Consider the following 7,574-nt stretch of genomic DNA (forward strand, 5'->3'; position numbering starts at 1 on the left):
ACCCGGCACGGTGGCACCGTGCCGGGTCGCGCCGACGGTCAGCCGGCCGCGCAGGCCGGCGTGCCGGAGGGCGCCGTGCCGGTGCCCTGGAACCCGAACTCGGTGGTGCCACCGGCACCGACCTGGCGGTTGTAGTCCACGTTGCGGAAGGTCACCGCACCGGTGGTGCCGCTGGCCTGGGCGCTCCAGGTGTTCGTGACGGCCGAGCCCGAGGGCACGGTGAGCGACACGGTCCACCCGTTGAGCCCGCTGGAACCCGCGGTGATCCGCACGTTGGTGACGAAGCCGCCCGGCCACTGGTTGGTGGTGATCGTGGCGGTGCAGGCGCCGGTCGGCGGGGGAGTCGTCGGCGGCTCGCTGGTCGGCGGCGTGCTGGTCGGCGGCGTCGAGGTGGGCGGGGTGCTGGTCGGCGGCGCGGTCGTGGGCGGCGGGGTGCCGCCCTCGTTCAGCGCGTTCAGCACTGCGGTGTACGCCTGCTTCTTGTTGCCGCTGCCGTCGAACAGCAGGGGGGTGCCGCTGGCCCGCCACGAGTCGGTGTCCCGGATGCCCCAGACCGTGATGCCGTTGCAGCGCGGCACGGCCAGGCAGTCCCGGGTCACGTTGCCGTACGAGGTGGCCTGGCTGCTGCCCGAGCCCTCGATGTCCAGCTCGGTGATCTGCACGTCGACGCCGAGCGCGGCGAAGTTCTGCAGCGTGGTGCGGTAGTTGCTCGGGTACGGCGACCCGCTGTTGAAGTGCGATTGGAGGCCGACGCAGTCGATCGGCACGCCCCGGGACTTGAAGTCCCGCACCATGTTGTAGACGCCCTGGGTCTTGGCCCAGCTCCAGTTGTCGATGTTGTAGTCGTTGTAGCAGAGCTTGGCGCCCGGGTCGGCGGCGCGGGCGGCACGGAACGCGGCCTCGATCCAGTCGTTGCCGGTCTGCTGGAGGTTCGAGTTGCGCCGGGCGCCGCTGTTGCCGTCGTCGAACGCCTCGTTCACCACGTCCCAGGAGTGGATCTTGCCCCGGTAGTGGGTGGCGACCTGGGTGACGTGATTGATCATCGCGTCGCGCAGCGCGCTGCCGGACAGGCTTCCCGTCCACCCGGGCTGCTGCTGGTGCCAGAGCAGCGCGTGGCCGCGTACCCGCATGCCGTTGGCCTGAGCGTGCGCGACGAGCCGGTCGCCGGCGCTGAAGTTGAACTGGTTCCGGGACGGCTCGGTGGCGTCCCACTTCATCTCGTTCTCGGCGGTGACCATGTTGAACTCGCGGTTGAGGATGCCGACGTACGTGCTGTCGGACAACTTGTTCACCGCCACCGCCGTGCCGAAGTACCGGCCCTGCTCCGCCGCCGACGCGCCGAGCGTCGTGCCGGCGCTGGCGCTGGTCGCCACCGCTATCGTGGCGGCGACCACCGCGGCCCCCGCCACCATCGCGACCACTGCGGTCCGCGGGCGTGACCGGGCTGCCGCGCTCCCGCTGCCGCGGGCGAGCACCTTGTCCATCTGAACGCCTCTCTAGCCTGTCAATGGGATCGGCTCGCCTCGGCCACCGCCCGCCACGATGTCGGCTCCGCGCGGCCGCCCGGTGGCCGCGTCCGGTGGGGGAGGGACTCCCCGGCACATCGTGAGTGGATCGAAGCGAATCTCTGCCCGCAGCCTACCGGAAGCGTTCCGAAAACTTAATCACTTCGATGTGTCGACATCGGGGCACGCAGAACCAGGTGAACGGACGGAATCCGCGGGCGGGCGCGGCCCACGGGCGTGCGCGTACCGCCCGCCGCGGCTCCGGAAGTTTCGGGAACCGCCGGTTCTGCCGGTTGAGTGGATCGCGCCACCGGGCCGATGCTTGGCGAATCGACCGTAGACGATGGTGGAGGTTCTGGAGTATGCGCCGACCCGCGCTCGTCGTACTCGTCCTCGCCGCCCTGCTCGCCGGCACCCCGGCGGTCGCCCGGGCCGTCGCCGCCGCACCGCCGCCCGAACCCGCCGCCCTGGCCGGGCTCCGCACGCCCGGCACCGCCTGGGGGCACGACCCGGCCACCGGCCGGCTGACCGTCACCGCCGACGACACGGTACGCGGGCGCGAGCTGGCCGCGTTGCGGCGCACCGCCGACCGGGCCGGCGCGGTGCTGCGCCACGAACCCGGGCGGCTGCGCACGCTCATCGCCGGCGGTCAGGCGATCTACGGCGGCGGCGGGCGCTGCTCGCTGGGCGCGAACGTACGCCGCGGCACCACCTGGTACTTCGTGACCGCCGGGCACTGCACCCGCCTGGCCGCCACCTGGTACGCCGACAGCGCCGGCACCACGGTGCTGGGCAGCCGGACCGGCAGCAGCTTCCCCGGCGACGACTACGGCGTGGTGCGCTACACCGGCACCGTCGCCCACCCGAGCGCGGTGTACACCTACCCGGGGCAGATCACCGTCACCGCCGCCGGCAGCGCGTACGTCGGGCAGGCGGTCTGCCGCAGCGGCGCCACCACGGGCGTGCGGTGCGGCACCGTGACCGGGCTGAACGCCACAGTCAACTACGCCGAGGGCAGCGTCACCGGGCTCATCCGCACGAACATCTGCGCCGAGCCGGGCGACAGCGGCGGCCCGCTCTACGTGGCGGCGACCGGCACCGTCATCGGCGTCCTGTCCGGTGGCAGCGGCAACTGCACGAGCGGCGGCACCAGCTACTACCAGCCGATCCTGGAGATCCTCGCCGCCTACGGCCTGACCGTCCCCTGACCGGCCGCGCGGGCGGCACGACGGGCCGCCCGCTCCGGACCGGTCACCCGGTCAGGCGTCGCCCGGCACCGCCATCTCGCCCAGGCGCGACCAGTCCTGCTGCGGCACCGTCGTGTTGACGATCCGGGGCGTCTCGGCCAGGTGCGGCGGCAGCGTGCGCTGGGCGGTCCGGAAGTGCTCCGACTGCACGTGCGCCGCGCCCGCCTCGTCGTCCCGGAACGCCTCGACCAGCACGTACTCGGTCGGGTCGTCCAGGCTGCGGGACCAGTCGAACCACAGGCAGCCGGGCTCGGCCCGGGTCGCGGCGGTGAAGTCGGCGGCGATCTGCGGCCAGCGGTCGGCGTCTTCCGGGCGGACCCGGAACTTGGCGGTAATGAAGATCATGGGATCAGGCTACCCAGGGCCGGCGGCCGCCCGCGCGGCATCAGCTCTTGGCCGCCGGGCCGAGCAGCTCGGCCGCCCGCCGGTCGGCGAACGCGGTGACCGCCTGCTGCCCGGCACCGAACACGATCGCCAGGCCCAGCAGCGCGGCGGTGCTGCTCACACTGGTCTCCACCAGGCCGCCGATGACCAGCATGATGCCGACCACCGCGACCAGCGGGCCGACGGCGAGCTTCAGCAGCCCCTGCTGGAACGGCAGCTTGTAGGGCAGCCCGCCGGACCGGGAGGTGATCATCGACGGCAGCGCGCTGAGGAACGCCCCGAGGGCCCCGGCGATCAGCACGAAGAACAGCAGCCGCCAGGCCGGTACGCCACCGGCGTCGGTCGGCGCCTCCAGCAGCCGGACGTCGTGGCTGAGCCACTGCACCAGCACCACGAGGACCTCCGCCAGCAGCGCGAACACCGACAGCCCCAGCATCCGGTTGCGCAGCCGGCGGGCCGACTCGTGGAACTCGTCGGACGCGGAGTGGTAGCGCAGCAGCAACGCCTGCACCCGGGCGCGCAGCAGCGCCTCGGACGGGGCGCCGGCCGACGGGTCGAGGTCGGTGAGCACCTTGTCGTCGGCCGGCAGCACCTGCGCCGCCGCGCTGCGGTACGCGGGCAGCAGCCCGGTCAGCTCGTCCGCGGAGCGCAGCGCCACCATGGCCCGCTCCACCGAGTGGATCGTCTGCCACGCGTACTCCAGGTTGCCGCCGCGCAACCACTCGACCACGCCGCTGCGTCCGAGCACCACCTCCACCCGGTACAGCTGCGCGCGCAGCGCCTCGGCCCGCTCGGGGTCGCGCGGGGACAGCACCGCGAGCTGCTGGTACAGGTCGTCGAGCTTGGTCCGTACGCGGACCTGCCACACCGCGCCGGGAACCGGCGTGGTGGGCCGGGACGGCCCGCCCTCCGGCGCGTTCCGGGGCTCGGGTATGGCCTCCGGCTGGGTCTCCTGCTCGATCATCGTGCCCCACCTCTTTCCCCCACGCCGCGCGCTCCTGCTACCAGTATTCGCAGGTCAGGGCCATAATGGCTAGAGCACACCGGACAGTCGGCCCGGCTCGCGGCGGCGCGGGATCCGGCCCGACGGACGAGGCCGCAGCCGTCGGACGTCGGTAGCCTGAGCCGGTGACCGTCTACGCCCTCGCACAGCTCACCATCCACGACCGGGCGCGCTACGACAGGTATGCCGCCGCCTTCCCGCCGGTGCTGGCCCGCTACGGCGGGAAGCTGCTCGCCGCCGACACCGCCCCCCGCGTGGTCGAGGGGGAGTGGCCGCACCAGAAGGCGGTGCTGTTGTCGTTCGACAGCCGCGAGGACTTCGAGCGCTGGTCCACCTCACCGGAGTACCGGGAGATCTCCCGCGACCGGGAGGCGGCCACCGAGGGCGTGGTGCTGCTGCTCGACGGGATCGGGCACGCCTGGCCGGCCTGACCGGCGGGCCCGCTCAGAGGCGGTGCCGCACCCACACGTTGGGTTCGACGTAGGCGGCGTGGTCGTGGCCGGCGTCGACGAGCACCGGCGTCAGCGCGCCGGGCACGCGTACCGGACCGGAGGTGTCGAACGGCAGCCCGGTCCAGCGCCGCCAGTCGGCGAGCGTGCCGGTCACCGTCATCGACCGGGGCGCGACCCGCTCGATCACCCCGCCCGCGCGGACGTGCACCCGCAGCCACGGGTCGGCCGGCAGTCCGTCGGGGCGGCGCCGGGCCGCGTACTCGGCCATCGGCACGTCCGGGACGGCGGCCTTGCCGCTCGGGCGCACCGGCGCCACCAGCGTGTCGAAGCCCGCGCGGGCCACCGCCGCGCGCATGGCCGCGAGCATCAGCCCGGACACCCCGCCGCCGCGCCGGTCCGGGCGCACGCAGATCTCCAGCGCGGACACCAGGTTGGGGGCAGACCCGGTGAGCCGGCCGAGCGTGGCCCGCTGGATCACCCGGTCCCAGCCGCCGTCGGGCAGCTCGTCCTCGGTCCAGCGCAGCGGCACCGCGTACCCGCGGGCGACGGCCCGGCCCGGCTCGGCCGGGTCGACGGCGGCGAAGACGAACTCGGGGTACAGCTCGTGCGCGACGCCGTAGTAGAGCGCGCCCATCGGATCCCAGAGCATGAACGGCGGCCAGGCGCCGTCGAAGTCGGTGTCCAGCAGCGGTGCCAGGTCGGGCCGCTGCGCAAGTGTCACGATCTCCAGGGTCACGCCGGGCAGGCTAGGACCGCGCGGCCCGGACCGCACGCGGATTACCGCTGCGCCCCTGGTTAGGCTGCCGGCATGGCAGATCCGTTCCGGGTACGCGTCACCGTGCGTGGCTACGAACTCGACACGCAGGGACACCTCAACCAGGCGGTCTACCTCCAGTACGCCGAGCACGCCCGCTGGGAGTGCCTGCGCGCGTCCGGCATCGGCCAGGACCGGCTGCTCGCCGGCGGCGTCGGGCCGGTCGCGCTCGAGGTGACGGTGCGCTACCTGCGGGAGCTGCGCGGCGGCGACGAGGTGGACGTGACCTGCGAGTTCCACTGGGGCGAGGGCAAGACGTTCCGGATCGGCCAGGAGTTCACCCGCGCCGACGGCATCCCGGTGGCCTCGGTGACCGGGGTGGGTGGCCTGCTCGACCTCACCGAGCGGCGGCTGGTGTCCGACCCGCGCGAGCGGTTCCGGGCGCTGGCCACCGACCCCGTGCCGATGAGCCTGTAACGCCCGGTCAGCCCGTCGCACGCAGCCAGGCCAGCACGGCGAGCACCCGCCGGTTGGTGTCCTCGTCCGGCGGCAGGTCGAGCTTGGCGAGGATGCTGCCGACGTGCTTGCCCACCGCCGCCTCGGTGACGTACAGGCGGGCCGCGATCGCGGCGTTGGAGTGGCCCTCGGCGACCAGCCCCAGCACCTCCCGCTCCCGGGGGGACAGCGCGCCGAGCGGGTCGCGGGGGCGGCGCAGCAGGTGCCGCACCACGTCCGGGTCGACGGCGGTGCCGCCGGCCGCCACCCGGCGCAGCGTGGCGGCGAACTCGGCGACGTCTGCCACCCGGTCCTTGAGCAGGTAGCCGACCCGGTTGCCGTCGCCGCTGTCGAGCAGCGCTGCGGCGTACCCGCTCTGCACGTGCTGGCTGAGCACCACCACGGCCAGGTCCGGGCGTTCGGCGCGCAGCGCGACCGCCGCCCGCAGGCCGTCGTCGCGGTGCTGCGGCGGCATCCGGATGTCGGTCACCAGCAGGTCGGGCCGGTGCGTGCGGACCGCGTCGAGCAGCTCCGGGGCGGAACCCACGGCGGCGTCCACCGCGAAGCCGAACCGGGTCAGCAGGCCCACCAGGCCCTCCCGGAGCAGGACCTCGTCCTCGGCCAGGACGACCCGGGTCACGGACGGCACGGCAGCTCCACCCGCACGAGGGTAGGCCCACCGGGCGGGCTGGACAGCAGCAGCCGCCCGTCCGCCGCGGCCACCCGGTCCGCGAGCCCGGTCAGGCCGGTGCCGCGCGCCGGGTCGGCGCCGCCCCGGCCGTCGTCGCGCACCTCCACCACCAGCAGCCGCTCGTCGCGGATCAGCCGCACCTCGGCCCGCCTGGCGCCGGCGTGCCGGGCCACGTTGCCGAGCGTCTCCGAGACCACGTACCAGGCGGTGGTCTCCACCAGCTCCGGCACCGGGCGGGTCAGGTCGGCGTGCACGGCGACCGGGACGACCGACCGGGCGGCCAGGTCACCGACGGCGGCGGCCAGGCCGAGTTCGGTGAGCTGCGCCGGGCGGATGCCGTGGACGATCCCGCGCAACGTCACCATCAGCTCCTTGGCCTGCTCGTGGGCGGACGCGAGCGGCCCCGCCGCCGGGGAGCCGTCCGGCACGTCGAGGCGGGCCAGCCCGAGCTGGAGGGTGAGGCTGGTCAGGCGCGGCTGCACGCCGTCGTGCACGTCCCGCTCGATGCGGCGGCGCTCCGCCTCGTAGGCGCTCATCAGGCGGGCCCGGGACCGGGTCACCTCGCGCAGCGCCGTCCCGGCGGGCGCGTCGTCGAGCAGCAGGCGGGCCGCCGCCGCCTGGACCGCTACGAGCAGGCCGGCCAGATAGACCAGCGCCGGGGCCGCCAGCAGAGCGGCGAGCGCGTACGGCACCGCCTCGGCCGGGGAGTCGACAGTGGCCCAGATCAGCACGATGCGGTCCTCGCCGCCGGCCAGCCACGGACCGGCGACCAGCACCGCGTCCAGCAGCGCGAGCAGGCCGACCATCCCGTACGCCAGCGGCACCGCCACGCCCAGCACGGCCAGGTACGCGGCCTCCCGCCACCCGGCGGCGGTGGTGAGGCGGGCGGCGAGCCCACGCCACCGCGGCGCGGTCACCGGGCGGTCGTCGACCAGGCCGAGGCGCCACCGCTCGACCGCCGCCACCGGCGCGCCGGCCAACGGGGCGAGCGCCACCACCGCGAGCGCCAGCACGGCCAGCACCGCCAGCGCCCGGGCGTCGAC

At 74.6% G+C, this 7,574-nt stretch carries 9 protein-coding genes; 3 read left to right on the forward strand and 6 right to left on the reverse strand.

Annotated features, from left to right (window positions below; translation table 11 throughout):
- Window positions 1-38 precede the first annotated feature (38 nt).
- On the reverse strand, window positions 39-1,484 hold the full coding sequence (locus AC2CHG_RS28520; RefSeq protein ID WP_262011609.1) for a glycoside hydrolase family 10 protein: 1,446 nt from the start codon (window positions 1,482-1,484) through the stop codon (window positions 39-41).
- A gap of 383 nt (window positions 1,485-1,867) precedes the next feature.
- On the opposite strand from AC2CHG_RS28520, the gene AC2CHG_RS28525 reads away from it, so the two are divergent.
- On the forward strand, window positions 1,868-2,713 hold the full coding sequence (locus AC2CHG_RS28525) for a S1 family peptidase (RefSeq protein WP_484525958.1): 846 nt from the start codon (window positions 1,868-1,870) through the stop codon (window positions 2,711-2,713).
- 51 nt (window positions 2,714-2,764) lie between these two features.
- Here AC2CHG_RS28525 and AC2CHG_RS28530 read toward each other — a convergent pair whose 3' ends face one another.
- Both AC2CHG_RS28530 and AC2CHG_RS28535 read right to left on the reverse strand, forming a co-directional pair.
- Complete coding sequence (locus tag AC2CHG_RS28530) at window positions 2,765-3,097, reverse strand: putative quinol monooxygenase (protein WP_123110661.1); 333 nt, start codon at window positions 3,095-3,097, stop codon at window positions 2,765-2,767.
- Between the two features lie 40 nt (window positions 3,098-3,137).
- Window positions 3,138-4,100, reverse strand: coding sequence for a hypothetical protein (locus AC2CHG_RS28535; RefSeq protein WP_357210892.1), 963 nt, complete (start codon window positions 4,098-4,100; stop codon window positions 3,138-3,140).
- A 164-nt stretch (window positions 4,101-4,264) separates the two neighbouring features.
- Between AC2CHG_RS28535 and AC2CHG_RS28540 the strand changes: the two genes are divergently transcribed.
- Window positions 4,265-4,570, forward strand: a complete 306-nt coding sequence (locus AC2CHG_RS28540; protein WP_013286485.1) for a DUF1330 domain-containing protein — start codon at window positions 4,265-4,267, stop codon at window positions 4,568-4,570.
- A 13-nt stretch (window positions 4,571-4,583) separates the two neighbouring features.
- Here the strand turns inward: AC2CHG_RS28540 and AC2CHG_RS28545 are convergent, their stop codons facing one another.
- A complete protein-coding gene (locus tag AC2CHG_RS28545; protein WP_262011606.1) occupies window positions 4,584-5,327 on the reverse strand; it encodes an N-acetyltransferase in 744 nt (247 codons plus the stop codon).
- Window positions 5,328-5,399: 72 nt separating this feature from the next.
- Here AC2CHG_RS28545 and AC2CHG_RS28550 point away from each other — a divergent pair, with 72 nt between their 5' ends.
- Window positions 5,400-5,822, forward strand: a complete 423-nt coding sequence (locus tag AC2CHG_RS28550) for an acyl-CoA thioesterase (RefSeq protein ID WP_262011605.1) — start codon at window positions 5,400-5,402, stop codon at window positions 5,820-5,822.
- Window positions 5,823-5,829: 7 nt separating this feature from the next.
- On the opposite strand, the gene AC2CHG_RS28555 is transcribed toward AC2CHG_RS28550, so the two are convergent.
- Together AC2CHG_RS28555 and AC2CHG_RS28560 are read right to left on the reverse strand one after the other, a co-directional pair.
- Entirely contained in the window at window positions 5,830-6,489 is a 660-nt protein-coding gene (locus AC2CHG_RS28555; protein ID WP_262011604.1) for a response regulator transcription factor, read from the reverse strand.
- On the reverse strand, window positions 6,477-7,574 hold a 1,098-nt coding region (locus AC2CHG_RS28560; RefSeq protein WP_484525959.1), incomplete at its 5' end, for a sensor histidine kinase. The genes AC2CHG_RS28555 and AC2CHG_RS28560, both read right to left, overlap by 13 nt.

This window comes from Micromonospora sp. ATLC20, assembly GCF_057196585.1.

Excerpts from the sequence above, each read along its gene's own strand:
- AC2CHG_RS28550 (WP_262011605.1), top strand. The coding sequence starts at position 5,400 with ATGGCAGATCCGTTCCGGGTACGCGTCACCGTGCGTGGCTACGAACTC.
- AC2CHG_RS28520 (WP_262011609.1), bottom strand. The coding sequence starts at position 1,484 with ATGGACAAGGTGCTCGCCCGCGGCAGCGGGAGCGCGGCAGCCCGGTCA.
- AC2CHG_RS28535 (WP_357210892.1), bottom strand. The coding sequence starts at position 4,100 with ATGATCGAGCAGGAGACCCAGCCGGAGGCCATACCCGAGCCCCGGAAC.
- AC2CHG_RS28525 (WP_484525958.1), top strand. The coding sequence starts at position 1,868 with ATGCGCCGACCCGCGCTCGTCGTACTCGTCCTCGCCGCCCTGCTCGCC.
- AC2CHG_RS28530 (WP_123110661.1), bottom strand. The coding sequence starts at position 3,097 with ATGATCTTCATTACCGCCAAGTTCCGGGTCCGCCCGGAAGACGCCGAC.